The sequence below is a fragment of the Leptospira haakeii genome, from assembly GCF_002812045.1.
In the GTDB taxonomy this organism is placed as follows: Bacteria; Spirochaetota; Leptospiria; order Leptospirales; family Leptospiraceae; genus Leptospira_B; species Leptospira_B haakeii.
This window is the reverse complement of sequence record NZ_NPEG01000003.1, coordinates 158578-183576: the sequence shown is the minus strand read 5'-3', so window position 1 is coordinate 183576 and position 24999 is coordinate 158578. Positions and strand designations below refer to the sequence as shown.

At 40.7% G+C, this 24999-nt stretch carries 25 protein-coding genes; 13 read left to right on the top strand and 12 right to left on the bottom strand.

Features of this window, described 5'->3' with window-relative positions; all coding sequences use genetic code 11:
* The first annotated feature begins 109 nt into the window (after window positions 1-109).
* From CH377_RS08490 to metW, 3 genes are all read left to right on the top strand, one after another.
* The gene (locus tag CH377_RS08490) at window positions 110-1414 is read left to right on the top strand and encodes an O-acetylhomoserine aminocarboxypropyltransferase/cysteine synthase family protein (RefSeq protein WP_100723393.1); all 1305 of its coding nucleotides are present in this window, start codon (window positions 110-112) and stop codon (window positions 1412-1414) included.
* Window positions 1415-1531: 117 nt separating this feature from the next.
* The gene (gene metX, locus CH377_RS08485; protein ID WP_100723392.1) at window positions 1532-2641 is read left to right on the top strand and encodes a homoserine O-acetyltransferase MetX; all 1110 of its coding nucleotides are present in this window, start codon (window positions 1532-1534) and stop codon (window positions 2639-2641) included.
* Window positions 2638-3249: a methionine biosynthesis protein MetW gene (metW, locus tag CH377_RS08480; protein WP_100723391.1), complete on the top strand. Its 612-nt coding sequence runs from the start codon at window positions 2638-2640 to the stop codon at window positions 3247-3249. The genes metX and metW overlap by 4 nt, the downstream gene beginning before the upstream one ends.
* A gap of 31 nt (window positions 3250-3280) precedes the next feature.
* On the opposite strand, the gene CH377_RS08475 is transcribed toward metW, so the two are convergent.
* A complete protein-coding gene (locus CH377_RS08475; RefSeq protein ID WP_100723390.1) occupies window positions 3281-4336 on the bottom strand; it encodes a D-alanine--D-alanine ligase in 1056 nt (351 codons plus the stop codon).
* Window positions 4337-4374: 38 nt separating this feature from the next.
* Here CH377_RS08475 and CH377_RS08470 point away from each other — a divergent pair, with 38 nt between their 5' ends.
* The 5 genes from CH377_RS08470 (at window position 4375) to CH377_RS08450 (ending at window position 9075) form a co-directional block, all read left to right on the top strand.
* Entirely contained in the window at window positions 4375-5775 is a 1401-nt protein-coding gene (locus tag CH377_RS08470) for a hypothetical protein (protein WP_100723389.1), read from the top strand.
* A 5-nt stretch (window positions 5776-5780) separates the two neighbouring features.
* The gene (locus CH377_RS08465) at window positions 5781-6560 is read left to right on the top strand and encodes an MlaE family ABC transporter permease (RefSeq protein ID WP_100723388.1); all 780 of its coding nucleotides are present in this window, start codon (window positions 5781-5783) and stop codon (window positions 6558-6560) included.
* 3 nt (window positions 6561-6563) lie between these two features.
* Complete coding sequence (locus CH377_RS08460; protein WP_100723387.1) at window positions 6564-7331, top strand: ABC transporter ATP-binding protein; 768 nt, start codon at window positions 6564-6566, stop codon at window positions 7329-7331.
* A gap of 70 nt (window positions 7332-7401) precedes the next feature.
* Complete coding sequence (mce, locus tag CH377_RS08455; protein ID WP_100723386.1) at window positions 7402-8151, top strand: mammalian cell entry protein Mce; 750 nt, start codon at window positions 7402-7404, stop codon at window positions 8149-8151.
* Window positions 8152-8196: 45 nt separating this feature from the next.
* The gene (locus CH377_RS08450) at window positions 8197-9075 is read left to right on the top strand and encodes an NAD(P)-dependent oxidoreductase (protein WP_100723385.1); all 879 of its coding nucleotides are present in this window, start codon (window positions 8197-8199) and stop codon (window positions 9073-9075) included.
* On the opposite strand, the gene CH377_RS08445 is transcribed toward CH377_RS08450, so the two are convergent.
* The 6 genes from CH377_RS08445 to CH377_RS08420 all read right to left on the bottom strand — a co-directional run bounded on the left by CH377_RS08445 (window position 9047) and on the right by CH377_RS08420 (window position 14509).
* The gene (locus CH377_RS08445; RefSeq protein WP_100723384.1) at window positions 9047-9607 is read right to left on the bottom strand and encodes a GDYXXLXY domain-containing protein; all 561 of its coding nucleotides are present in this window, start codon (window positions 9605-9607) and stop codon (window positions 9047-9049) included. The genes CH377_RS08450 and CH377_RS08445 overlap by 29 nt on opposite strands.
* Window positions 9604-10794, bottom strand: coding sequence for a DUF2157 domain-containing protein (locus CH377_RS08440; protein ID WP_100723383.1), 1191 nt, complete (start codon window positions 10792-10794; stop codon window positions 9604-9606). Before CH377_RS08440 ends, CH377_RS08445 begins: the two co-directional genes overlap by 4 nt.
* Window positions 10795-10892: 98 nt before the next feature.
* A complete protein-coding gene (locus CH377_RS08435) occupies window positions 10893-11756 on the bottom strand; it encodes a M48 family metalloprotease (protein WP_100723382.1) in 864 nt (287 codons plus the stop codon).
* 8 nt (window positions 11757-11764) lie between these two features.
* Window positions 11765-12619, bottom strand: a complete 855-nt coding sequence (locus CH377_RS08430) for a DUF2797 domain-containing protein (protein ID WP_100723381.1) — start codon at window positions 12617-12619, stop codon at window positions 11765-11767.
* Window positions 12616-13218 carry an LIC_11883 family protein gene (locus CH377_RS08425; protein ID WP_100723380.1) on the bottom strand — a complete coding sequence of 201 codons (603 nt, stop codon included), beginning with the start codon at window positions 13216-13218 and terminating at the stop codon, window positions 12616-12618. The genes CH377_RS08430 and CH377_RS08425 overlap by 4 nt, the downstream gene beginning before the upstream one ends.
* A 31-nt stretch (window positions 13219-13249) precedes the next feature.
* The gene (locus CH377_RS08420) at window positions 13250-14509 is read right to left on the bottom strand and encodes an exo-beta-N-acetylmuramidase NamZ family protein (RefSeq protein WP_100723379.1); all 1260 of its coding nucleotides are present in this window, start codon (window positions 14507-14509) and stop codon (window positions 13250-13252) included.
* A gap of 66 nt (window positions 14510-14575) precedes the next feature.
* Between CH377_RS08420 and CH377_RS08415 the strand changes: the two genes are divergently transcribed.
* Window positions 14576-15823: a lipoprotein LipL46 gene (locus CH377_RS08415; RefSeq protein ID WP_100723378.1), complete on the top strand. Its 1248-nt coding sequence runs from the start codon at window positions 14576-14578 to the stop codon at window positions 15821-15823.
* Window positions 15824-15888: 65 nt separating this feature from the next.
* Here the strand turns inward: CH377_RS08415 and CH377_RS08410 are convergent, their stop codons facing one another.
* The 5 genes from CH377_RS08410 to CH377_RS08390 form a co-directional block, all read right to left on the bottom strand.
* Complete coding sequence (locus CH377_RS08410; protein ID WP_100723377.1) at window positions 15889-16440, bottom strand: SRPBCC family protein; 552 nt, start codon at window positions 16438-16440, stop codon at window positions 15889-15891.
* A 2-nt stretch (window positions 16441-16442) separates the two neighbouring features.
* The gene (locus CH377_RS08405) at window positions 16443-16781 is read right to left on the bottom strand and encodes an ArsR/SmtB family transcription factor (RefSeq protein ID WP_279305810.1); all 339 of its coding nucleotides are present in this window, start codon (window positions 16779-16781) and stop codon (window positions 16443-16445) included.
* Between the two features lie 98 nt (window positions 16782-16879).
* The gene (locus CH377_RS08400; RefSeq protein WP_100723375.1) at window positions 16880-17638 is read right to left on the bottom strand and encodes a hypothetical protein; all 759 of its coding nucleotides are present in this window, start codon (window positions 17636-17638) and stop codon (window positions 16880-16882) included.
* Between the two features lie 245 nt (window positions 17639-17883).
* Window positions 17884-18732 carry a flagellin N-terminal helical domain-containing protein gene (locus CH377_RS08395; protein WP_008590488.1) on the bottom strand — a complete coding sequence of 283 codons (849 nt, stop codon included), beginning with the start codon at window positions 18730-18732 and terminating at the stop codon, window positions 17884-17886.
* Window positions 18733-19138: 406 nt separating this feature from the next.
* Window positions 19139-19984, bottom strand: coding sequence for a flagellin N-terminal helical domain-containing protein (locus CH377_RS08390; RefSeq protein ID WP_008591598.1), 846 nt, complete (start codon window positions 19982-19984; stop codon window positions 19139-19141).
* 461 nt (window positions 19985-20445) lie between these two features.
* On the opposite strand from CH377_RS08390, the gene pdhA reads away from it, so the two are divergent.
* The 4 genes from pdhA to fliG are packed head-to-tail and all read left to right on the top strand — an operon-like array spanning window position 20446 to window position 24824.
* The gene (gene pdhA / locus CH377_RS08380; RefSeq protein ID WP_100723374.1) at window positions 20446-21426 is read left to right on the top strand and encodes a pyruvate dehydrogenase (acetyl-transferring) E1 component subunit alpha; all 981 of its coding nucleotides are present in this window, start codon (window positions 20446-20448) and stop codon (window positions 21424-21426) included.
* Window positions 21426-22400 (top strand): pyruvate dehydrogenase complex E1 component subunit beta, encoded by a 975-nt coding sequence (locus CH377_RS08375; protein ID WP_100723373.1) that lies wholly within the window; start codon window positions 21426-21428, stop codon window positions 22398-22400. Before pdhA ends, CH377_RS08375 begins: the two co-directional genes overlap by 1 nt.
* A 44-nt stretch (window positions 22401-22444) precedes the next feature.
* Window positions 22445-23782 carry a pyruvate dehydrogenase complex dihydrolipoamide acetyltransferase gene (locus CH377_RS08370; protein WP_100723372.1) on the top strand — a complete coding sequence of 446 codons (1338 nt, stop codon included), beginning with the start codon at window positions 22445-22447 and terminating at the stop codon, window positions 23780-23782.
* Window positions 23783-23804: 22 nt separating this feature from the next.
* A complete protein-coding gene (gene fliG, locus CH377_RS08365) occupies window positions 23805-24824 on the top strand; it encodes a flagellar motor switch protein FliG (protein WP_100723371.1) in 1020 nt (339 codons plus the stop codon).
* Window positions 24825-24999 lie beyond the last annotated feature (175 nt).

Genomic DNA, 24999 nt, shown 5'->3' with positions numbered 1-24999 from the left:
ATTCCTTTTTTCGCTCTGTTCGTTATAACGATTATTTTATCCTATTTATTAAATTTTAGATAGACATTGTGGAGTAAATTTCTACGATCAGTAAAAAGGAGCCCTAGCGATGGCAAGAAACTATAAACCAGAAACAATCGTTCTTCACGGAGGACAAGCCCCGGATCCAACAACCACATCCAGGGCAGTACCTATCTACCAAACTACGTCCTATGTTTTTAAGGACACAGATCATGCAGCGAGATTATTCGGTCTCCAGGAATTCGGTAATATTTATACCAGGATCGGTAACCCAACTACTGACGTTTTAGAGCAAAGAGTTGCGGCATTAGAAGGTGGAGTTGCAGCGCTTGCGACTGCTTCCGGCCAGTCCGCTGAAACATTAGCACTTTTGAATATAGTAGAAGCTGGACAGGAGATCGTAGCATCTTCTTCCCTTTATGGTGGAACTTATAACCTTCTTCACTATACTTTCCCTAAATTAGGGATCAAAGTTCATTTTGTGGACCAGTCCAATCCTGAAAATTTCAAAAAAGCGATCAACGACAAGACTAGAGCTATCTTTGCCGAAACCTTAGGAAATCCTAAGTTGGATACTTTGGATATTGAAGCGGTTGCAAAAGTTGCTCATGATGCAGGAGTCCCACTGGTAATCGACAATACCTTACCTTCTCCTTATCTGATCCGTCCGATTGATTTTGGTGCAGACATTGTGGTTCACTCACTCACCAAGTTTTTGGGCGGTCATGGAACTTCCATCGGTGGGATCATCGTAGATTCGGGTAAATTCAATTGGGGGAACGGAAAATTTAAGAACTTTACCGAGCCTGATCCAAGCTATCATGGCCTGAAATTCTGGGATGTTTTCGGTAAGTTTGAACCTTTTGGTGGAGTAAATATTGCATTCATCATCAAGGCTCGTGTCCAAGGGTTAAGAGATTTAGGACCTGCAATTTCTCCTTTTAATGCGTTTAATATCCTACAAGGTATTGAAACTCTTCCTTTGAGAATCACTCAACATTCCCAAAACGCTCTGAAAGTTGCGGAATATCTTTCTAAACATCCTAAGGTTTCTTGGGTAAACTACCCTGGTCTTCCAACTGATAAAAACTATGCTCTGGCTAAAAAATATCATACCAGAGGATTGTTCGGAGCCATCATAGGATTCGGAGTGAAAGGTGGAATTCCGGAAGCTAAGAAGTTGATAGACGGACTGGAATTATTCTCCTTGCTCGCAAACGTAGGAGATGCCAAATCACTTGCAATCCATCCGGCTTCTACTACTCACCAACAATTGAGTCCGGAAGAACAATTGGCTGCGGGTGTGACTCCAGAGTTTATCAGACTCTCGGTTGGTCTGGAACATATAGACGATATTATTACGGACCTGGACGAAGCACTGAAAAAGGTGTGACTTCCGACTCCGTCCAAAAAATCGTCTAATAATCGGCCACTTTCTCTTTTTAGTTTCCTAAGCTTGTTTAGGATCGTCTGAAAAAGGAAAGTGGCTTAGTTATTTGGAACTTAAATCATGGGATCGAATCAATCCGTCGGCATAGTTGAACCAAAAACCGCAGTGCTGGGAGATCTACGCCTGGACAATGGTTCCATTCTTTCCCCTACCGTAGTAGCTTTCGAGACCTACGGAACACTTTCTCCAAATAAAGACAATGCAATACTCATCTGCCATGCGCTCTCGGGCGACGCTCATGCGGCAGGTTTTCATTCTGAATCAGATAAACGTCCCGGTTGGTGGGATGAATATATTGGCCCAGGTAAATCATTTGATACAAATCAATATTTCGTAATATCATCTAATGTGATCGGAGGATGTAAAGGTTCTTCCGGACCTATGAGTATCAATCCTGTCAGCGGAAAACCTTATGGTTCAAGCTTTCCTTTCGTTTCCATCAAGGATATGGTAGCTGCTCAAAAACTTTTAGTAGAATCTTTCGGGATCCAGAGATTACTTTGTGTAGCCGGTGGTTCTATGGGCGGAATGCAGGCATTACAATGGAGTATTTCTTATCCGGATGCTTTAGAGAATTGTATAATTCTTGCCTCTTCCGCAGAACATTCCGCAATGCAAATCGCTTTTAATGAAGTGGGAAGGCAGGCAATTCTCTCCGATCCGAATTGGAATAATGGATTATATGAAGACACTGCAACTCCTAGAAAAGGTCTTGCTTTGGCGAGAATGATGGGTCATATCACTTATCTTTCCGATCATAAAATGAGAGAAAAATTCGGTAGGAAACCCCCTTTAGGTAACCTATTAAATTCCGATTTTGCAGTCGGAAGTTATCTAATCTATCAGGGAGAAAGTTTCGTAGATCGTTTTGATGCAAATTCCTATATCTATGTGACCAAAGCTCTGGATCATTTTAGTTTAGGAAAAGGCCAGGAACTTACTAAGGCACTTAGTCCTGCTCAATGTAGATTTTTAGTGGTTTCTTATAGTTCTGATTGGCTCTACCCTCCTTCTCAATCGAGGGAAATTGTAAAAAGTTTAGAAGCCTCCGACAAAAGAGTCTTTTATGTAGAGCTTACTACGAACGAAGGTCATGATAGTTTTCTTCTTCCCAATCAAAGACAAGAAGATGTGATCCGAGGTTTTCTAAATATGCCGGTGAATGAATGATAGATTCTAAAATCTTAAGTAGTACTACTTTGAGAGAAAGACCGGACTTCGCTTATATTCTGGATACGATCTCACCGGGTTCTAGAGTTTTGGACCTAGGCTGCGGTAACGGAGACCTTCTTTATCTTCTAAAACAAAAAGGGATAAGAGGACAAGGGATCGAGAAGGACGAGGATGCTATCGTAGAATGTATCCGCAAAGGTGTATATGTTCACCATGGGGATATCGACGAAGGTTTAAGCCATCATGAAGACAAACGTTTTGACTACGTAATCTTAAACCAGACCATCCAAGAGACAAGACATCCAGGTGATATTATCAAGGAATGTTTAAGGATCGCTAAACGAGTGATCATCGTTTTTCCGAATTTCGGATATTGGGAAGTTCGTTTTAGAATTTTATTCCAAGGAAAAACTCCAGTTACGGATCTTCTTCCTTATCGTTGGTTCAATACACCCAACCTGCACTTTTTATCCGTTCTGGATTTCCAAGAGTTCTGCGATATTCGAGGTTTCACCGTAGAAGACAGAGCATTCTTCACGGACCTAAAACAGATAAAATTCAGTCCGAATTTTTTTGCAAAGTTAGCCCTATTTCAAATTAGATAGAATGTAGGAGTTCCTACATGCGAAATCATCTTTAACCTACAGGGACCTTCCCTGCTCTTTCCAATGCCTGGTCGATCAAAGATTGGTATAATGTTTGGATCGGAATTCCAGCTGCCTTTGCCTGTTGAGGGATGAGGCTAGTCTCTGTCATTCCGGGTAACGTATTTGTTTCCAGGACAAATGGAATATCCCCTACGACTATAAAATCCGTTCTAGAGTAACCTTCGCATCCAAGTGTTTTATGAGCGAGAATGGATTGTTCTTGGATCTTAGAGATGATCTTTTCAGGCAAACGAGCCGGAGTGATCTCTTGGGAAAGTCCAGGTTTATATTTTGATTCTACGTCGAAAAATTCTCCGCCTGGAATGATTTCAGTAGGAGGAAGTGCTTCCAATATTCTTTTAGAACCTTCTTTCTTTTCCCAAACTCCACAGGAAACTTCTGTTCCTTTTAAGAATTTTTGCAAGATAGCATGTTCTTCTGCATCGAAAAATTCAGGTAATCTTTTGCGAAGATCTTCCGGTCCTTCTATCCTGAATGTGTGAAAACTAGAACCGCCTTCTACAGGTTTTAGAAAAAGTGGATATTCTAAACCGGCATCTTCGACCAAAGTCGGATTTTCAAAATATTCTTTCTTTCTCAATTCCCAAAACGGAGCTACAGACATTCCAGCTAGTTGGAATAATCGGTTCGCTCTGATCTTGTCCATTGCAAGCGCAGATGCTTTTACATCCGAACCTGTAAACGGAATTCCTAGAACTTTTAAAAATCCTTGGACAGAACCGTCTTCTCCGCTGGTTCCATGTAATCCTAAAAATACAATATCACAATCTAAGGAAGAGAATGCCCCTGCGTTACTAGAATGGAGTTCTGCGAATTCTTTTAGATACTCTTCCGGATTTTTGGAATTTCCTTCCGGAAACTCGGGTCGATACTCTTTAGGGACGACCCATCTACCATCTCTGGAAATGAGAATGGGTTTGACCGAATGTCCCATGGAAGACAAAGTTTTACTTATGAAAGTGCCTGTGCGCAGGGAAATTTCGTGTTCTGTGGAAGTTCCGCCGAATAAAACTGCAATTTTCAATGATCTAATCCCCTGTTGCTTAGGATTTTCTGGGAAGAATGATAAATAAGAATCTAGTACTGATCCTTTTCTTCCTAGTTTGTACGGAAAGTCTATTTTCGGAATACCCTTTCAAACCGGTTTCTCCTTATCCTTCCGAATACAAACAATTTTGGTTTTTATACCAATCCGAAAAAAGATTGGGAGAAGAAGAACAGATCTTCAGGCCATTCTTCTCCACTTATAAAGAAACTAAATCCAATTATAGATACGATACATTTTTATTCCCGATCTACTATTCTGAAAAGACGGACTATTGGAGAGTCTGGAGTTTTCTATTTTTCATTAGCGGAACAGAAACCTACCATGATGATATTGGTTGGGACGAGGACACTCTTTCCCCATTTCTGATCTGGGGAAAAGGAGAAACTGCCAGAGAGTCCTATTTCGGATTTTTTCCCTTGTTCGGAAGGCTCCGAGGAAAGGCAAGTTACTCGGAGCTAAACTTTACACTTTTCCCTCTTTATTCCAATTGGAAGTATAAAAATTATAACGCTCATGGGATCTTATGGCCTCTCATCATGTGGGGAGGTTCCGAAGTCAGAAATGATCTTAGGATCCTACCCTTTTATTCTCATAAGATCCATAAGGGAAAATATGAACGTTATTCTATCCTTTGGCCATTTATACAGTGGGGAAGTATCAACGAAGATAAAAGAGAACCTTTTACTTATAAAATGTTTTGGCCTCTGTATCTTGCCAAGGATTCCGAATTCGGGAATATGAAGGCCAGAGCATTTCTTTGGTTCCCTATTTTTGGTTCTCTATTTTCATACGGGTATGATAAAAGGACTCACGAAAAAGATCTAAACATCCTATTTTTCCTTTTTCAGTATGGTCAGAACGATGACGAAGATTACAGAAAGTTAATTCTATTTCCTTTTTATGGATATTATAGATTCGCGTATAAGGAGACCAGATTTTTCACTCCGTTTTATTTTCGCTTGAGCACTGATAGTTATCATCTCAAATCTTCCGAAACCTATTTTATCCCTTTTTGGTGGAGAACGAATAGGACTTATGTTCAATGGGGAAGAGAAGAAAATTACTACAAACTTTGGCCTCTCTTCCGTTGGCATGAGGACAGAGAAGGTAACCTGACTTGGAATCTTCTTTCTTTATTTCCGATAAAATCTGAACTTGTGGAAAGGATCTGGGATCCGGTCTGGTCCATTATCGAGTATCAAAAATTATCCAATGGAGAAAAAAGGCTCTCTTTTTTAATGAGGCTTTATACCCAGAGATGGAACGAAGAAGAACTGCATATCCATGTGCCATTGCTCGTGGAGTACAGCTCTACTCCGGAAAAAACATCTTATCAATTTTTATACGGTCTATTCGGATTAGAAAAAAACAAGGATAAGACCACTGTGCAGATTTTTTGGTGGATTAGGCTCTAATCGAAATGTTGGATACCTTTAAAGAAAAAGCGAATGATACTCTTTACGCCGCAGGTTATACTATCGTTCTGATTGCGGAAACTTTTCTAAACCTAAGATTCACCGTTGAAAAACGGAAAGAAATTTTAGACCAAATGTTTATCGCTGGTGTTGGAAGTTTATTCGTAGTTTCTGTAGTTGCTGTTTTTACAGGGATGCTTCTCACGTTAAACACAGGACTTGGACTAAAAGATTTCGGGGCGGAAGGTCAAATCGGACTTCTTCTTACAATCACTCTCACTCGAGAAATGTCTCCTTTTATGACTGCATTGATCTTAGCTGCTTCCATAGGTTCAGCGATTGCCGCTGAAATCGGAACCATGAAAGTTTCGGAAGAAATTGACGCTTTAGAAGTCATGTCAATCGATCCTGTAAGATTTCTTGTATTTCCGAGAGTATTAGGTTTTTCTTTAATGGTTCCGGTGCTTTGTGTGTATTCAAGCATATTAGGAATTTTAGGTGGAGCAATCGTAGGCCATTTCCAATTGGGAATCGAATATATAGTGTATTTCCAAGATGTGAATGAAAGGATCACTTCGATTCCGGGTCTCAAAGATCTTTACACAGGTTTATTCAAAGGTTACGTATTCGGTCTAATCATTTCGGCAATTTCTTGTTCTCACGGCCTTCGAACTTCAGGTGGAGCGATCGGAGTCGGTAGAGCCACAAGAGAGTCAGTGGTAACTTCTTTCTTAATGGTTATCTTTTTTGGTTATGTGATCACAGCGATCTTTTACAGGCAATAGATCATGGAAGAATATGCAATAGAACTGATCAATCTGCACAAGGCTTTCGGACAGAGAAAGATCCTGAAAGGAATGAATCTCCAAGTAAAAAAAGGAGAAACTATGGTGGTACTTGGGCCTTCCGGAACCGGGAAGTCAGTCACCTTAAAACATATCACAGGCCTATTAGATCCGGATGCTGGAGAATGTAAAATTTTCGGAGAAACAATCTCGGGTGCCGCAATTCCAGAAAGAGAAAGGATCCGGTCCAAAATGGGAGTTCTATTCCAGTCCGGCGCGCTTATCAACTGGATGACTGTTTTTGATAACGTTGCACTCCCCTTAAGAGAGCATAAATTATATCCTGAAGAGGATATCCAACGTATCGTCGCCGAAAAACTTAGATTAGTAGATATGACGGTTGCAAAGGATAATTTCCCGAATGATATCTCAGGAGGTATGAAAAAGAGAGCCGGACTCGCAAGAGCAATCGCTTCTAATCCCGAGATCATTTTATATGACGAACCCACATCCGGTCTTGATCCTGTTATGTCGAACGTAATCAACGAGCTGATTATTCGTATTAAAAAAGAGACCGGTGCAGCACAAGTGGTGGTTACCCATGATATGTCCAGCGCGTATATGATAGCCGACCGCATTTCATTTTTTTATGGTGGACAGGTATTATTTACAGGAACTCCGGAAGAGGTGCAGAATTCCCCGAACGAATTCATCCGTCAGTTTATCAACGGGCACACAAAGGGACCAATGATTCTGGAAACTAAGAATTGAAACCTGGGTCCTAAGAGAATATTCTGGATAAAAAGTCCGATATATATATAGTAAGAGTTTTGGATCCTAAATGAAATCCTTTCGTTATCTTTTAGTAGGTGCTATCTTTTCCGTTGCCTTGGTCGTAGTAGGTTATTTTACCGTTATGACTGAAGGTGGCCCCGTCCAAAAAAGGGGTGAATTCCTAAAGATCAATTTCAAAAACTCGGAAGGGATCAAGGTAGGAAATAAGGTCACCGTCCAAGGTGTTCCATTCGGCTATGTTTCCAATATTCGACTCATCCAAATAGATGAAAATGGAGCAGTACTTCCTGCAGGAGAAGTGGGAGTCGCTACCAGGGTAGAAGTTACCATCCTTTTAAAAGAGCCAGTACGTTTGTACGAAAATTATGATATTGCAATACGTAACGAAAGTTTGCTTTCCGGTAGGGTGATTTCCATAGATCCAGGAACATCTGAATCTACAGAAGAAGGCAAAGGTGCCCCAAGGACCTTCCAAGTTGTAGATTATAAATCTGGAACTTCTTCCTTAAAGGGAAGAGTTCTACAAGATCCACTTGTTTCTCTTTCTGAATTGATCGCAGAAAATAGAGGAGATATCCGAAAAACTTTCTCCAACGTAGCGGATATCACTACTAAGATCAATAGTGGAGATGGAACCTTAGGAAGGCTAATCAATAGGGACGATCTTCATACGAATGTGAATACCGTATTAACGGATGCGCAGATTGTTCTCCGGGAATTGAGAGAGGGTCTGGAAGATACCAGAGAACAAGCTCCGGTCACAAGCTTTATCCGCGCGGCGCTTTCCTCTTTCTAAAACCTTTTTCTTGCCAAATCCGGATGTATGCGGGAGACTTTCCCTATGTCTTCTCGTAAAATTGCAATCATCGGAACTGGTATCATGGGCAGAGGGATCGCAAATAACCTCTCTAAAGAAGGTCATTCTCTCCAATTATATGCCCGTACTCCTGAAAAGATCCAAGATCTAAAATCGGATAAAGTTTCCATTTACGGAAATATTCAAGAAACGGTAAAAGATTCTGAAATTATAATACTCTGTCTAACGGAAGATCATGTGGTAGAAGAGTCAGTATTCTCCTCAGGACTCTTGGAAACAAAAGCAAAATATGTGATAGATATGGGCACCACCTCCCCTTCTCTCACTTTAAAACTAAATAATACATTCCAAAAACAGAATATTCAATTCTTAGACGCTCCTATGACGGGTTCTAAAAATGCTGCCAGAGATGGTCAGATCCTATTCATGGTTGGAGCAAAATCTGAAGCAGAGATCCAAGATATCTCATTTATATTCAAGGTCTGCGGCAAAAATACCGTATATTGCGGAGAAGTGGGAGACGGACAAAAAGCAAAAATTGCTCTCAATATGGTACAGGCTGGGATTTTCCAAGTTTATATGGAAGGTTTTTTATTGGCAAAAAGCCAAGGTATAGATCCTTCTATTTTGAAATCTATCTTAGAACAATCGGCCGCTAAATCCGGAATTTCTGAGTTTAAATTTCCATTCGTGTTCTCAGGAAATTACGAAACTCATTTTGCTCTAAAAAATATGTATAAGGATCTCAAACATGCACTTTCTTTAGGAAAAGAATCCGGAACAAAGTTACCACTCTGCTCCGGATTGGATGAGATATACCGCACCGGCATGGATGCAGGTTTAGGCGAGAAGGATTACTGCAGCCTAAACGAAGTTACTGCGAAGATACTTCCGGCCAAATGATCTTTTCGATCAGGCCGTTTCCATCTTCATCCATTCTCAATTGAATTTTCGCACCAGGTTCTCTGAGTTTTTCCTCTAATTTTTGAGCACCTTCTTCCGGAATAAAGTATTTGCGGAAAGGATAATTGAAGTTTCCGTAATTACATTCTCCTTTGACGTAATTCCAACAGGTTGTATCGTTTTTTAGTTCATTACAATCAGAGTAAAAACGAATTTCATATTCGGAAGGCTCCCTGGAATCAAAACATACACAGGTTTCCTTTTTGGTTAATTTTGAACCGTCTGTAGTTGCACTCACCGAGTCTACTGCAGAAGAAACGTAATCTCCCTTTTGACAAATATCATCCGAATATTTACGATCTATCTGGAATCTTAGATATTGTCCGGAAAGTAAATCCCTAGGATCATATCCGGTAATCGGAAGGATTAGAATTTTTCCATTCCTAAGATCGAATTCTCTTTCTAAGGCTACGGAAGCTAAAACGATAATTGGTAAAAAAACCGCAAGAACTGAAATGCTAAACTTTTTCATATTCCTAATTCCTCTTCTTGAAAGAGCTGGTTCGCTGCATTTCTAATCTTTTCTCTCATCCTAAATACTAAGATGCTAAAACCTAAAATAAATGCTCCGGAAATGATCAGTCCAATTCCTGTTGCAAGTAAACTTCCGAATACTTCCAGATAGACGGATACAAATCGAAGACCTAAAATCAAAAGAGATAGATCGAACCATCTCCTGGATTCGAAAAATAAGAAAGTAAATGGAATCCAAGCCAAAAAGAAAAATATCATCGCAGGATATTTTCCATACCAATGGAAAGTTTGAGGATAATTCAGAAATCCTAAAAATATTCCGGAAATGGAAAGTAATATGATCTTTCTGCGAGAGAAACGTTTTCTGAAAATCTGAGAAACCGCAATTAGCAAAATTGGAAGAAGTAAAGGCCAATACCAAGAAAAAGGAAGATCATATCTTCTAGCAAATTCAGGATCTTGGTCTAAGTTCGGAATATCATGGGTTTCAAAGCTTCCCCAAATGGATGAAGTTAAGAAAAAACCGAAAGCCCAAAGTAAAAAAGGATTCACTAGGATAGAAGTTTTACTCTCTTTAGTTTCCAACCTCCTCTCCGTAAAGATCGCAATCCCTGCAAATAGCCAAGAAGCTACAAAGAAGAAGAGAGAGAAATAATGGCTTCTTTCTTTCCAACCGATATCGGGATGATTGTCTATCCAGCTTAAAAAAGAAGAACTGAATACTGCAATCCAAAGATGTTGTAATACCCTCCCAGGATACATGATCACGAGTAATATCGTAATTCCAGACCAAAGGAGAAGGGCCTGGTATAATTTTCCTTGAGTATGATAAATCTGAGAGACCAGACCAATATTCGCAAAAAATAATACACAAAGAAGTAAAACCAAAAGATAACGAATTGTATCGTTCCAAATCTCTTTACTTTGAGAATATAGGATCGCAATCCCTATTCCGGAGAGGAGTGTAAAACTTGCGATCAGTTTAACTGAATAATGGATCTTATCCCAATTAGCGGCCACCATTGCGATGACCCCAAGTCCTATCACTACGATCCCTAAAGCTAAAAAGGAATAGAATACGTAAGGAATTTTTTTGGAATCTTCGAATTTGAGAATGGACTCTGCCTGGGTCTGGCTAATGAGTCCGGAATCCACCCAAGTTTTTAATTTTTTCTTCCAATTCATAACGCGAAAGTTATCTAAATGGAATCGAAATCAGTCAATCTTTCTTTCTATATTTTACCGATAGAATCACCCGATCGGAACGATTGTCAGACGAAGAATCAGTCTTCTTCTTTGGTTCCCAAAGATTTTTCTATATTACTGCGGTATCTTTCTTTAAAATAAGACTTTGCGTTCGGGGCGCCGATCTTAGCATCTTTCAGCCTTTTTTCGTTCGCTGAAATTCTATCCTCATCCAGAGGGTGAGTGCTCAAATATTTTTCCAAAGGAATATCTGCACCCTTTAACTCAGGATTTACCTTCTTCTCTTTTTGGATATCTTTGAAAAAATCTGCGATTGCTCCCGGATAATAAGGAGTGGATCTCATATAATCAAATCCGTATTCGTCTGCTTCTTCTTCCATAGAGCGACTATTTGCAAGGCCTAATAGATTTGTAGAAAGACCAGCAATATCCGCTGCGTGTTGCGCCAAATCAGGGCCTAGTACATAAGAAAGCACAAAGTATAACGCAAAATATAAAGTAAGATTCGTAGATAATTGTTTGGTGGAATGCCTTCTTTCCGCATGAGCAATTTCATGAGAAAGAATACCGGCAAGAGTTGCCTCATTTTTTACGAAATGAAGAAGACCGGTATATACGAATATATAACCACCGGGTGCGCAGATAGCATTGATTACCTTATCATCATCTATTATGGTTACTTTATATTTGAATTCGTTTTTATATTGGATGGATTTGGATTTTAAGATACGATCCACGATAGATTGCAGATATTTTTCTAATGCTTTGTCTTTATATATTTCGCCATGAGCCTCGCCTGTTACAGCGGCCTTGTAAAATTGTTCTCCTAAAAACCGGTCTACGTCTAAAGGAAAAACAAGATCTACCATCCAGCCACAGCCTTGGAGGGAAAAAAGTAAAAATAGGACCAGGAAATATTTGCGAATAGAAGTTTTTTTCATAAGATAACTCACTCCGAATACAGACGTATTTCGTAACCGCCATAGGCGCGGATATTGATAACCACATCCTCGAACAAAAGATACTGCCCTTTGATACCGAGTAATTTGGAATCTATTTCCTTTTCTTTATCCGGAGAGAAGGATTTGGATTTTTTAGGATATTCTGAAATAGGATAACTTAATTTTGTAATATTCTGCTCATCGGACTCATTATAAGGAACTCCGAGGTCCCAAGAATCCAGAACTTCAAGCAGTTCTTTCTTTTTAGAAATTAGATCAAACGGAACCGAATCTTCCGTTACCATCTTTTGCCATTTGGTTTTATCATCAATAACGGTGGTAAATTGTTTTTCGATGAGACCTGCATCTCTTCTGGAAGTAACTTCTAAAAGCGGGATTGCTTCTTGCGCACCCTGGTCCACCCAACGATTGGAAACCGGTTTTTCACGTGTGATTCCCACTTTTAAGCCACTCGTATTTGCAAGGTAGACGGTATGTTTTTGGAAACAGTAACCTTCTCCCCATTCAGGTTCCCTACAAGTTCCCAAATGAAAATGGCAGGTTTCCGGACGAAGAATACATAGATCATTTTCAGCTAATGTTTGGAAGCAGTTAAAACAGCTTCCTTGGTTAAAACTTTTGCTTGTGACTTTTCCACAGTTCACACAACGGATCTTTCCGGTAAATTCCAGTTTTACTCTCTTACCAACGAGACTTCCGATCTTAAAATCTGCAGGAACGAACTTAGCCTCTTGTTTTCCGGATTCGGAAGATGGATAAGAAGCCACTACCCAGATATATTCTACCGGGTCTATACCTTCGTGGTCCATCATTCTTAAAAATCCGGAAGAGAGTTCTTTCATGGAAAAAAATATTCCTTACCGCCGAGTGGCCGCAGTTTTGGATCCACTTTTACAGTTAGAATAGTACTTAGCTCCTGACCTTTCCAGTCAAAAACCACTATTTTATCTTCGTATGAGTAATGACTTAACCTTCCATCCGTATGATAGAATAATTTCAAATCACTCTGCCCTTCTTTTCCCGGAAGAGAAAGTACTCCTTTGCCTGCGAGTGTTCTTCCTTCATACCATTTTGCTTTTACTGGGATAGGAGGTATCGTTTTACTAGGCGTCAAACCGTTAGTAGCGGATGCGGCACTTGGAGTTGTAGGCTCAGTATTTTGTGCTAGTTTATCTTCGAACGTGGAAACTTTTAATAAAGCACATTGGAAATTTCCCTCTAATACGGGAAAATCCTGAGCACAAGGAGTTTCTTTCACATATAATTCTTGGTCGAAAGAAGCGCCTGTGCGAACACTTTGAGCGATCTTAGCAAATGCATAAAATTTCAATCGGCCTAAAACTTCTTTTAAGCCGTATTCTTTCCATTCTCCAATTTCATTTTCTGCGAAAAGGGAAAAGGAAAGGCAAAACGATACTATAACAACGAATCTAGTTCTCATAACTTATCTTTCGAAATTTATCTATAAAACATTAGTAGATCAGATATTTCTGAATCAGTTTATTTGTAGAAGATTCAGATTCCGCATAAGAAGACCTAAATTGTTCGTATGTGAGACCTGCATCTACTGATTCTCTGAATTTTTCGGTTCCCCATAGAAAATCTATATTATGGGATCCGTCCGCATATTGTCTCCATTTGAAATCCTTATATTTCTTTTTCATGATGGTTGTTAAGTTATATGCCATTCTGATCGGATCATATTTACGATTTACAACAGTTAAACGAAGACCTCTACAAATTTCTCCTTTGAAAGGACCGAAAACAGGTTTAAAAAATACACTTTGGTAATAATAATCACCTTTGCTATCTTCATTTAATTCGTTGATGATATCTTCGGGTTCATTCATCCAAGGAGCACCGAAATATACGAATGGAGCCTGTGTTCCTCTTCCTACGGAAACATTCACTCCTTCTAATAAAACTAAACCTAGATAGTTTTTTGCAGAATCCAACATAGGAAGATTCGGAGAAGGCGTGGACCAAGGGATACCTTCTCTCTCCCAATCAAATCCTCTTTTTAGATTTTCAGGAGAAATAATATCTAGTTTCACTTTTCCACCTAAATATTCACCATTATAGAATGCAGCGGCTTCTCCCAAAGTCATTCCAGTGAAAAATAGAGAAGGAAATTCTCCGGCGAAGTTTAAAAACTTCTTCTGTATACCTTCTCCCCTTGCGCCTAAATATAATGCAGGATTTGGATGATCTAAAAGAATAAACTTAGTGTTTGGATCAGGCAAATTATCCATCAAACGTTTGAGAACGCTTAAGTATGTATAACAACGCATTCCCATATCAACAACATCGAACACAACTGCGTCTGCACCTTTCAGGATTGCAGGGATTTCCGAGTTTTTAACCTTATAAATATGATAGATAGGGAGTTGAAAAGTTTCATCCATTGTGACTGGAGATTTACTAAAGTCTTCCTCCAATCCTAAAAATCCATGTTCAAGTCCGATCAAATGTTTGATCTTAACTTTTTTATCCTTAAATTCTTTTAAGATTTTCTCAGGATGTCTGCCTATACCGGATGGATTTGTAACAAGCACAACGGATTTACCTGCAAGACTTGGAAGTACTTGCTCGTAAAAGGAAACTTCGGCCGGAATAATTTTAGATTTAGAAATATGACTTCTGGATGACGCTTCTACACAGGAGCCTGAGGAAATTGTCAGAAAAAAAATGAGTAAAGTTAGGATTTTTTTGTTTCTTTCTTTGAACCGCATGTAAGATACCTTATTTGTTCAGTAAATAGACAGAATTCAATACATCAAGGAGAAAAAGGAAGCGATATGGCAAAGCTGTCCGTCCTGCGGTTAACCGCTCTCACACTGATTTTAGGTTTCACTTTTGCATGCGCTACGGGAGACGGATCCCGCCGCAAGAAAAAAGAAGAATTCACTAGAGAAGGAAATACCATCACCGTGATCGGAGAAGCTCCGATTTACAATGGTGATATAGCGAACGCAAAACAAAGAGCGATCAAAGACGCTAAAGTTAATGCGGTACGTAAAGTAGTTGGTGAAGAAATTTCCAACAAAAGCCAAGCTTCCGATGGAGAAAGTTTAGGCTCTAGTCTACTTTCTAAAACGGATGCATTCGTTAAATCTTATGACATCGTTGCAGAAGACCAAGGTAAGATCGATACACAACCGATCTTAAAACTTACAGTTCGTTGTACGATCGAAGAATCTAAACTTTCTACTGCAGTCGAAGGTTTACTTGCTGATGTAGGAAATCCTAGAATCGTAGTTTTAGTTCCTTCTAAAGTTGGAGGAGCTCCAGTTGCTCCTTTAAGCAACGGTAATATTGCAGAAGCTGAGATCATCAAAGGACTTAAAAAAGCAGGAAACAAGATCGTAGATCCTGGACAAGCCTCTAAAACAGTTAAACCATCCGGCTTGAATGCGGATGCAGTAAACTCTTTAGATGCTGGAGCTGCAATTCTAATCCAGGCTCAATCTTCCGGAGCAGAAGTACTTGTAGTAGGATCTGTTGAAACAGAAGACCAAACTCCTGTAACCGCAATCGGTGGAAAACAATTAGACAGACCTTTATTCAATACAGCGGCTACCGGACCTTATAAAGTAATCTTACTTTGGGGAGACGGGAAAGTGGTAGCATCCGGAAACGGCGACGCTCGTGGAGCGGACATCACTCAAAAAGTTTCCAGAGAAAAGGCACTTGCTGGTTGGGCAGAAGACGTAACCAAAAAAGTAAACAAACAACTTAAGGAAGAATGGTTTAATCTCACTGAGAACAATACCATCATCTTAAAGTTTACCGGATTGGATGCTGATGAGTCCACTAAATTCAAAGATGATCTTGCGGAATTGACTGCTGCAAAAGACATCAATGTTAGAACTAGCAATGTAAGCGGTTCAGAGTGGGAAGTTACCTATCCAGGAAAAGACGCACTGTTTATGGACGAGTTAGTCTATAAAAAAGACAGAGGATTCACTTTCTTAGCCACTAAGAAGATGAATGTTAAGTCTGCGGTAAGAGGTGTGGTTACTTTGGAGTTCACTCCAAATAAATAATCGGTTTTTATAATCGATCCAAAGGAAAGCCGGCGAAAATTCGTCGGCTTTTTTATTTTAAGTTCCTATTTCTTAGAGAGACTTTTCAATTTTTCCCCATAAGCAGCTTCATGCTGGGTAAATGTTTGCCAGAACTTAGGAACCGATTCCTTATAAATTTTAGAAACTAGAATATCCAAATGAGTATGCCAACCGGAAGAAACCATAAGTTTACCGAACTCATCTGTGAGTTTATAATGTCGGAGAGTTAAAAGAACATCTTCTCCCTTCTCCTCTAATTCGAAACTAACTTCTGAATCAGGATGCCAGGTAAAACTTAAAAACCGAGGAGCGTCTATTGCGGTTATTTTTTCTACTCCACTAATACCGTTTTCCATTGCCTTAAATTTGTCTGGATAACTTTTTTCATCAGAAAGAGAAGAATGCAAAAAGTTTAATTCTACTTTTCCATCTACCTTTAATTCCATAGTTCCGGAAGCGAGCCAGGTGCCGCGTTTTTCTGAATCGGTTAGATATTCCCAAACAGTTTCGATCGGCCCGGGTAATAATCTTTGGAAACGAACTTCTGCCTCCGAAGTAAAGGTCCCATACGTTTTGTTTACAGATAGATCTTTCATCACTATCTTCTCCCCTTTCTCATTTTATTGGCTTTCAATTCCTTTTCCAGAAGATCTAGTCTTCCTTCCCAGAAAGTTTTTGCTCTATCAATCCAGTCTTGGATCTCTTTCCAACCTTTGTAATCTAAAGAATGGATCCTTCTTTGCCCATCCACTCTAACTTGGATCAGATTACATTCTTTCAAAACCTTAAGATGTTGGGAGATGGCAGCGGCACTTATATCAAAATGTCCCGCTATTTCTCCTGCTCCCATTTCACCTTTGAATAGCAGTTCTAAAATTTTTCGTCTGGTCGGGTCCGCAATTGCATCTAAAGCCTGCATGATCAAATATTTAAGCATTTACTTAATTAAGTCAATACTTAAATATTAAATAAAACGATTCTTAGTTAAAATTATTCTAAAAATCGAATGGATACGGATAAAAGATAAACCCCGATCTAACGAAGTAAAAACTGAAACGCGTAGGTATTTTTAGGATCGAGTTGTAGAGTTTTACAAAGATAAAAACGATTCTTATCCTTATCTTTTAGATAATAAGCGGTTTCTGTAAGATAAGCATAGTTTTCGATCACGGATGGATGCGGACCTTGGCTTCCGTCAGTGGTCATAGTTCCGCCGAAAAGAGATAACTCCAAGTATGATTCGGCAGTTTGCCACTCTGCTCTATCTAAATAGATCGTAGCAATCTTCCACTCCACATCATTAAAGCCCAAGACTATAACTACTTCGCCTGTTTTTCGGATTCCATCTTGCACATCAATTTCATGCTGGATACGCTTATGCAGATCTAAATAGAATGCAAGTAGCTTGTCTTCCTTTCCTCTATTTTGCAGACTCCAATACCAGGATTTGGCGTATAATTCTCGAAGACTTAAATCCTGGTCATACTTAGAGAGAAAGGGTTCTAATAAAAGTTTTACTTCGGAAAATTTTCTGGCTTGGTAATCAAGGAGCGCCTTGTCCCAAACTTTTTGATTTTGGTTTAAAAAGTTTTCATGAGCACTGGAGGGTATAGAATATTCTAAAAACCTTGTTACCGAAAAGTTTCCCTTCCCTTTCATTGCTGAGAAGTGATACGGATTTTTAGTATCGGAACAATCTAAGGTAAATGACCCAGCCCCGGGCTTTTTTCCCGAATTAGTAGTCGCACAATTTAAACCTAATAATATCGCAAAGATAAGTAAACTACGGAACATTCCATTCTACCTAAAGGAAAAGATGTTCGAAAATTTCCATAAATCAACGAAAAGAGTCAAGCGAAATCGTTCAATATTTAGTAGATGATTATTTCCTGCGCGAATATAAATTTTTTTAAGGCTACTTGTTTAGAAAAATCGAATTTAGACGAATAAATAAATAGAAAGGATTCATAAAGGGATCTCGAATTATAAGATAAAAAAAGCCACCGGAGTTTCCATCCGGTGGCGCCTGTTCCCGAAAACTACATTTGTAGAAGTTTGAGGACCGAATTCGGTTTTAGGTTTGCTTGCACTAACATCGCCGTACCACTCTGCACGAGTATTTGTTTTGTAGTTAGAGCAACCATCTCCTCCGCCATATCAGCGTCACGAATTCTGGACTCGGAGGCTTGCATATTCTCATATGCCGCCATGAGACCTTTTGCGGAATGTTCTAGCCTATTAAAATAAGCTCCCATATCCGCCCTCTGCTTCATGATCTTTCCGAGCGCAGCATCGGCTAGGCCGATCACTTCATTCGCTTCTCCAGGAGAAGAAACCGCAATCGGTCTACCATCTGCCTTGGTCAGCTTTAAAGCTCGGGAAGTCATAGTTCCAATGAAGAACCTTTCCCTTTGGTTCTGGTTCGGTCCCATATGGAACCACATAGAAGCTCTTTTGGAACCTCTAGCGAAGTCACCTTCGAACAATTTGAATCTATTGAACTCTGCTTGAGAAGCAATACGATCCACTTCGTCGACAAGCGCGGAAACTTCCACCTGAACCAATTGTCTGTCTTCGGGGCTGTAAATCCCATTCGAGGTTTGGATGGCCAAAACCCGGATCCTTTGGATGATATCCGAAGACTGTTGAAGGAATCCTTCTGCAGTCTGGATGAAACTCATCCCATCTTCCGTATTTCTCTCCGCTTGTCTCAGCCCGTTGATCTGCGTTCTGAGTTTTTCGGAGACAGCCAAACCCGAAGCATCATCACCGGCAGAATTGATCCGCATGCCGGACGACAAAGCTTTCATGGTTTTATCCACAGCTAGCTCGTTGAACTTCAGAGAGCGGTGAGAATTCACCGCACTCAGGTTGTGATTGATAATCATCCTACACTCCTTGTAGAGAGTTTCCGGAGGATCTCCCTATCCTCCGATCGGACATGACCTGTCCGGTGCTCCGGGATGGACCCGGTCGGACCACCCGACAGGTCATTTTCTCCCGAGGAGAATGGATGTTTTTCAATCAACACATAAGCGCATAACGTTACAGATATACACTTACACTCAGTTCAATAAGCTTTAGGTTATTACTAACCCGGTTCGGTTTCTTCGGAATTCCTCCTTGGAAAAGGAACCGGAAAAAAATTGGGGAAAGAAGAATGTTAGACCCGACGTTTTTCCTGTACCTTTTCTTAGGTCTGTAGACAACGATAGCCGCATACGCGGCTTCGGAGTTTTACAGAAAAGTTCCCGGTGCGGGAGCATCACTGCTCCCGCTGCCGGAAAGTCCTAATTACCTAAGTAACTGGAGGACAGACTGAGGTCTTACGTTAGCTTGTGCTAACATTGCAGTTCCTGATTGAACCAAAATTTGGTTCTTAGTGAATGCAACAGTTTCCTCTGCCATATCCGCGTCCCTGATTCTCGACTCTGAAGCTTGGATGTTCTCGTAAGCTACCATTAGGCCTTTAGATGCATGCTCTAAACGGTTATAGTAAGCTCCAAGATTTGCTCTTTGTTTGTTGATTTTCATTAAAGCATCGTCAAGAAAGCCGATTGCTTCGTTAGAAAGTTCAGCAGTAGAAAGAGTCAAAAGTGTTCCGTCAGACTTGATTAAGTTCAGAGCCTTAGCGGTCATAGTTGCGATATAAACTCGTTCCCTCTGATGCTGGTTCGGTCCGATGTGGAACCACATAGAAGCGGTTCTTGATCCACGAGCGAAATCGCCTTGGAGCAATGCCATCTTGTTAAACTCTGCTTGGGAGGAAATGCGATCAATTTCGTCTATGAGCTGAGAAACTTCTACTTGGATCATCTGACGGTCTTCTGCACCGTAGATACCGTTGGAAGATTGGATAGCAAGTACACGGACCCTCTGGATGATATCATTAGTTTCCTGCAGATATCCTTCAGTTGTTTGGATCAGGGACATGCCGTCCTCAGTGTTTCTCTCCGCTTGGCGAAGTCCTTTCACCTGAGTTCTCATTTTCTCGGAAACGGCTAGACCGGATGCATCATCCCCGGCGCGGTTGATACGCATACCGGAAGAAAGTGCCTCCATGTTTTTCGCCACTTCGTTGTTCTGGAACTTCAGAACGCGGTGGGAGTTAATCGCGGCTAAGTTATGGTTAATGATCATTTGTTTCCTCCTTGAAACTGAGATCATGAGCCCGGCGTCCGTGCCGGGATCTGTGCTGGTTTGGTTTTGGTCTTTTTTCTATATGTTTAAATGAAGGCTGAGATCTGGGATAAACCTAGAAATTCAGGGTTTCCTTCAGATATATCTTCGGTGAAGCACTGGGCCTAGATTAATTTTAACGAAAATAGAGTTTTTCGCTAATTTTAGCTATTTTTTAATGATTTTTAGCGATTTTCGGAGAAAGGAGGGAAAAGGATTTGAAGAATTTTTTCGAAAAATTTTCCTTTTTTGGGCTCATCTAAAAGTTCGAACGAATTGGAAATTTCCATAAGCATTTTTTTAGAAAAAGAGCCTCCCCCTTCTCCGCATTTAAGCATTTTTCAAAAAATTTCGGAAATCAGTTTGCATATCCTAGTTCTAAGAAGATATTTTGCGATTGTTTTCGTATTTCCTAAAGTACTATGAGCCAACCTAAAACAAAAAAAGAAACCGAAGATCTATTAGAATTATACAGACAAATGCTTTTGATCCGTCGCTTCGAAGAAGCTTCCGCAAAAGCATATAGCATGGGCAAAATCGGCGGCTTCTGCCATTTGTACATCGGTCAAGAGGCAGTGGGTGTAGGAGCAATCTCCGCTCTAGAACAAAAAGATTATATAGTCTCCACCTATAGAGATCATGGCCACGCACTCGCCAGAGGATTGGAGCCCAAAGCTCTCATGGCTGAACTGTATGGGAAGAAGACCGGGATCGTATCCGGAAACGGAGGCTCCATGCATTTCTTCGATAAAAAGAAAAACTTTATGGGCGGACATGGGATCGTAGGTGGGCATATCTCCCTCGCGGCCGGAATTGCATACGCCTCCAAATACCGCGAAGACGGCGCGGTTACATTATGTTTTTTTGGAGAAGGTGCAGCTAATATCGGGTCCTTTCACGAAGGAATGAATTTAGCCGCAATCTGGAAACTTCCATTAGTTATGATCTGTGAGAATAATCACTACGCGATGGGAACTCCTGAATACAGAGCTCTTTCAGTCAAAGATGTTTCCGTAAGAGCTGCTGCTTATGATATCGCAAGAGATCATATAGAAGGTGATGAGGTTCGAAAAGTTAGAGAACATGTAAGGGTCGCAGTGGAAAGAGCAAGAAGAGGAGAAGGCCCTACCCTTATGGAAATTTCCACCTACAGATTCAGAGGCCACTCAATGTCGGACCCTGCAAAGTATAGGACCAAAGAAGAATTAGATAAATATAAACAAGGTGATCCTCTTATCAAAGCAGAAAGGGACCTACTCTCCGCAGGCTGGGCCCAAGAAGATTTAACCAAGATGGATGAAATCATTCTTAAAACAGTAGAAGAATCCGTAGATTTTGCTGAAAAAAGTGAAGAGCCCCCTCTTGGCTGGTTGTACAAGCATGTTTATGCGGAGAACGTATAATGGCAGTACTCACTTATAGAGAAGCGCTCAATCGAGCCATGACGGAAGAAATGGAGAAGGATCCGAATATCTTTCTCATGGGAGAAGAAGTAGGACATTACGAAGGAGCCTATAAAGTTTCCCAAGGAATGCTCGCTAAGTTCGGAGAAAAAAGAGTCATCGATACTCCAATTTCAGAGAACGGATTTGCTGGAGTAGGAATTGGAGCGGCTATGGTGGGACTTAGGCCAATCATAGAATTTATGACCTGGAACTTTTCGCTTGTTGCCATCGATCAGATTATCAACTCCGCAGCTAAAATGAACTATATGAGCGCAGGACAATTTCCTATCCCGATCGTTTTCAGAGGAGCCGGTGGTGCCGGAGGAAGACTTGCGGCTCAACACTCTCAGTCCTTCGAAAGTTGGTATGCACATATCCCAGGCCTAAAGGTTCTCGCACCCTACACTCCTGCGGACGCTTACGGACTTTTAAAAACTTCCATCCGAGATAATAACCCGACCATTTTTATAGAGAGCGAGGTATTATACGGATCCAAGGGAGAAGTTCCCGAAGGAGAATTTTTGATCCCGATGGGAAAATCGGATATTAAAAGAGAAGGCACACAACTCACGATAATCAGTTGGTCCAGAGCACTTATGTATGTTCTTCCAGCAGCAGAAAAACTGGCAAAAGAAGGAATTTCTGTAGAAGTTCTAGATCTAAGAAGTATAAGACCCTTAGATGAAGAAGGAATTTTGACTTCTGTAAGAAAGACTAATAAGGTACTTATAGTAGAAGAAGGCTGGAATGTGGCAGGATTTGGTGCTCAAGTGGCTTATCTAATCCAAAGAGAAGCGTTCGACTATCTGGATTCTCCGATAGAAAGGATCACCCAGGAAGATGTACCAATGCCATACGCAGCAAACTTAGAAAAATCCTCGCTCCCGAGCGAAGAAAAAATAATCAAAAAAGTCAGAGAAATGATTAAGTAAATCATAATATTTGAATATTATTATATTATAAATAGGAAAAATAGATGGCAAAAATTTCCGAAATGACCCAACTTTCTCCGACAATGTCGGAAGGTGTTTTGGTAAAATGGCTAAAGAAGAAGGGTGACTCAGTCGCTCCTGGCGAAATATTAGCCGAGGTCGAAACTGACAAAGCGGTCATGGAAATGGAAGCTTTCGATTCCGGGGTCATTCTGGAAATTTTAGCTCAGGAAGGCGCCAAACTTCCTGTTGGAGCCCCGGTTGCGATTATAGGAAAAGCAGGAGAAGATATCACTTCCCTACTTTCAGAAGCAAAATCCAGGTCTTCGGCAACCACCTCGACGGCTCCGACCCAGAACTCGCCAGAACCGACGCCATCCCCCTCACCTTCGCCGGGGCCTCGTCCTAAAAAGCAAGAAACTGTAGTAACTTCGACGGTTTCGGAACCAGAGGAAGAGGAGGTTTCCTCTCCGAAGGAAAACCCAGTTTCAAGGGGACTTTCTCCTTCGGCATTGGAAGGTAGGATCAAGGCCTCTCCTTTGGCAAAAAGACTAGCAGAGGAAAGTGGCATAGATCTTTCTAAGATCAGAGGAAGTGGACCTGACGGAAGGATTATCAAACGGGACATTGAAAACGGGATCTCTGCATTTTCATCCAGCGGAACTTCTCCATTTGCTGGAGAAATTATGCAGGAAGAGAAACTTCCGATCTCAGGAATGAGAAAAACGATAGCGTCCAGGCTAGTTCACTCTAAAACCCATCAACCTCATTTCTACTTGGATATGGAAATTGATGCAGATGCACTTGTTCATCTAAGAGAAAACTTTAACTCCGATCTAAAAGAATCTGGAGAAGAGATAAAACTAAGCATAAATGACTTTATCATAAGAGCTTCTGCGCTTGCGCTTCTGAAAGTACCCGAAGTAAATTCCTCCTGGAGAGAAGATCATATTCTTAAACATGGAAGAGTGGATATTGGTGTAGCAGTTTCTATCGAAGGTGGTTTGATTACTCCTTATGTAAGGAACGCGGATAAAAGGTCTGTTTTAGAAATCGGTAGAACGGTAAAAGAGCTTGCTTCCCGTGCAAGGGAACGAAAACTCAAACCGGAAGAGTTTTCAGACGGAACCTTCACTGTTTCCAATTTGGGAATGTTCGGAGTGAATCGTTTTGCAGCGGTGATCAACGAACCTGAGGCAGCAATCCTCGCAGTTGGAAACGTGGTATCTAAACCGGTAATCAAAAACGGAAACATAGTCCCCGGAAAAACTCTTTCAGTCTGCCTTTCCTGTGATCATAGAGTGGTAGACGGTGCGGTGGGAGCCGGTTGGTTGGAAGTGTTTCGAAATTTTCTGGAACATCCTCTTCGGTTACTTGCCTGATTTTTTAGTGGGCTAAGAAGCAGTGGATCAGGATTCCAATCTTAAAATAAGAGACCAAAAAGTTAAAAAAGCAGCAATGCTACTTCTATCCTTAGATAAGGATGCTGCTGCCAAGGCATTGGCTCAGTTAGACGAGAAGTTGATTGAAGAGATCGTCCAGGAAATGGCAAAAATCAAAACAATCAGCAAATCCGAAAAAGAAGAAGTTCTTTTAGATTTCCAAGGTTCACTCAAAGATCTGGCAGCTGAATCCAGAGGCGGAATCGAAACCGCTAGAGAATTACTACAAAAATCCCTAGGTAAAGAAAAATCCGAAAATATATTAGGAAAACTAGATAGAAAGGACACAGAGGAAGATTTTTCTTTTTTGAATGATGCTGAGCCACAAACACTCGCTCATTTACTCGCCCCTGAACATACCCAAACTATCGCAGTCACACTTGCATTTTTACATCCTAAAAAAGCCGCCGAAACACTTAAGTTTTTACCAAAAGAACTTCAGAGTAAGGTAGCACTTAGGCTTGCGAATACCACCAAAACCCATCCGGATGCAATCCGACAGATCGCAAAAGTCCTGAAGAAAAAATACGAACAAAGAGATAAATCCGAATTCAGTGAAGCAGGAGGAGCGGAAGCTCTCGCAAATATCCTGAACCATATGGATAAATCTTTGGAAGAAACAATTCTAAAAGAATTGGAAGAGCAATCCCCTGAACTCGCCTCTCAAGTCCGTGAAAAATTATATACATTCGAAGATGTACTTCTTCTTAACTCCAAAGAGATGAGACAGCTTATCAATCGTATTGCTGATGATGATCTAATCGCAATTGCACTCCGAGGAGCTTCCGACCAAATCAAAGTCCATTTCTTCGAGGCAATGTCCAAAAACAGAGCCAATGATATTTTAGAAAGTATGGATATCCGAGGAAAAGTGACTCTGAAAGAAATCACCGATGCAAGGAACAGTGTTCTCACCGCTTTGCGCGATTTGGAAGAAATCGGGGAAATTATTATTAAAAAGGACTCGGAAGAGTTTATCTAATCCGGAGCTGACGGGACTCGCCGTTACGCAGTTTGCCATCCTGGCAAACTTGGCTCCACGGCGTCTTTTGCGCTCGCTTCGACATCCTGTCTCACGTCGCAATCGTTTACGCTTCCTATAGGTCGCTACGATTGCTTACTCGCAAAAGCTTCGAGTCACAGTCTAGTTGATTGTT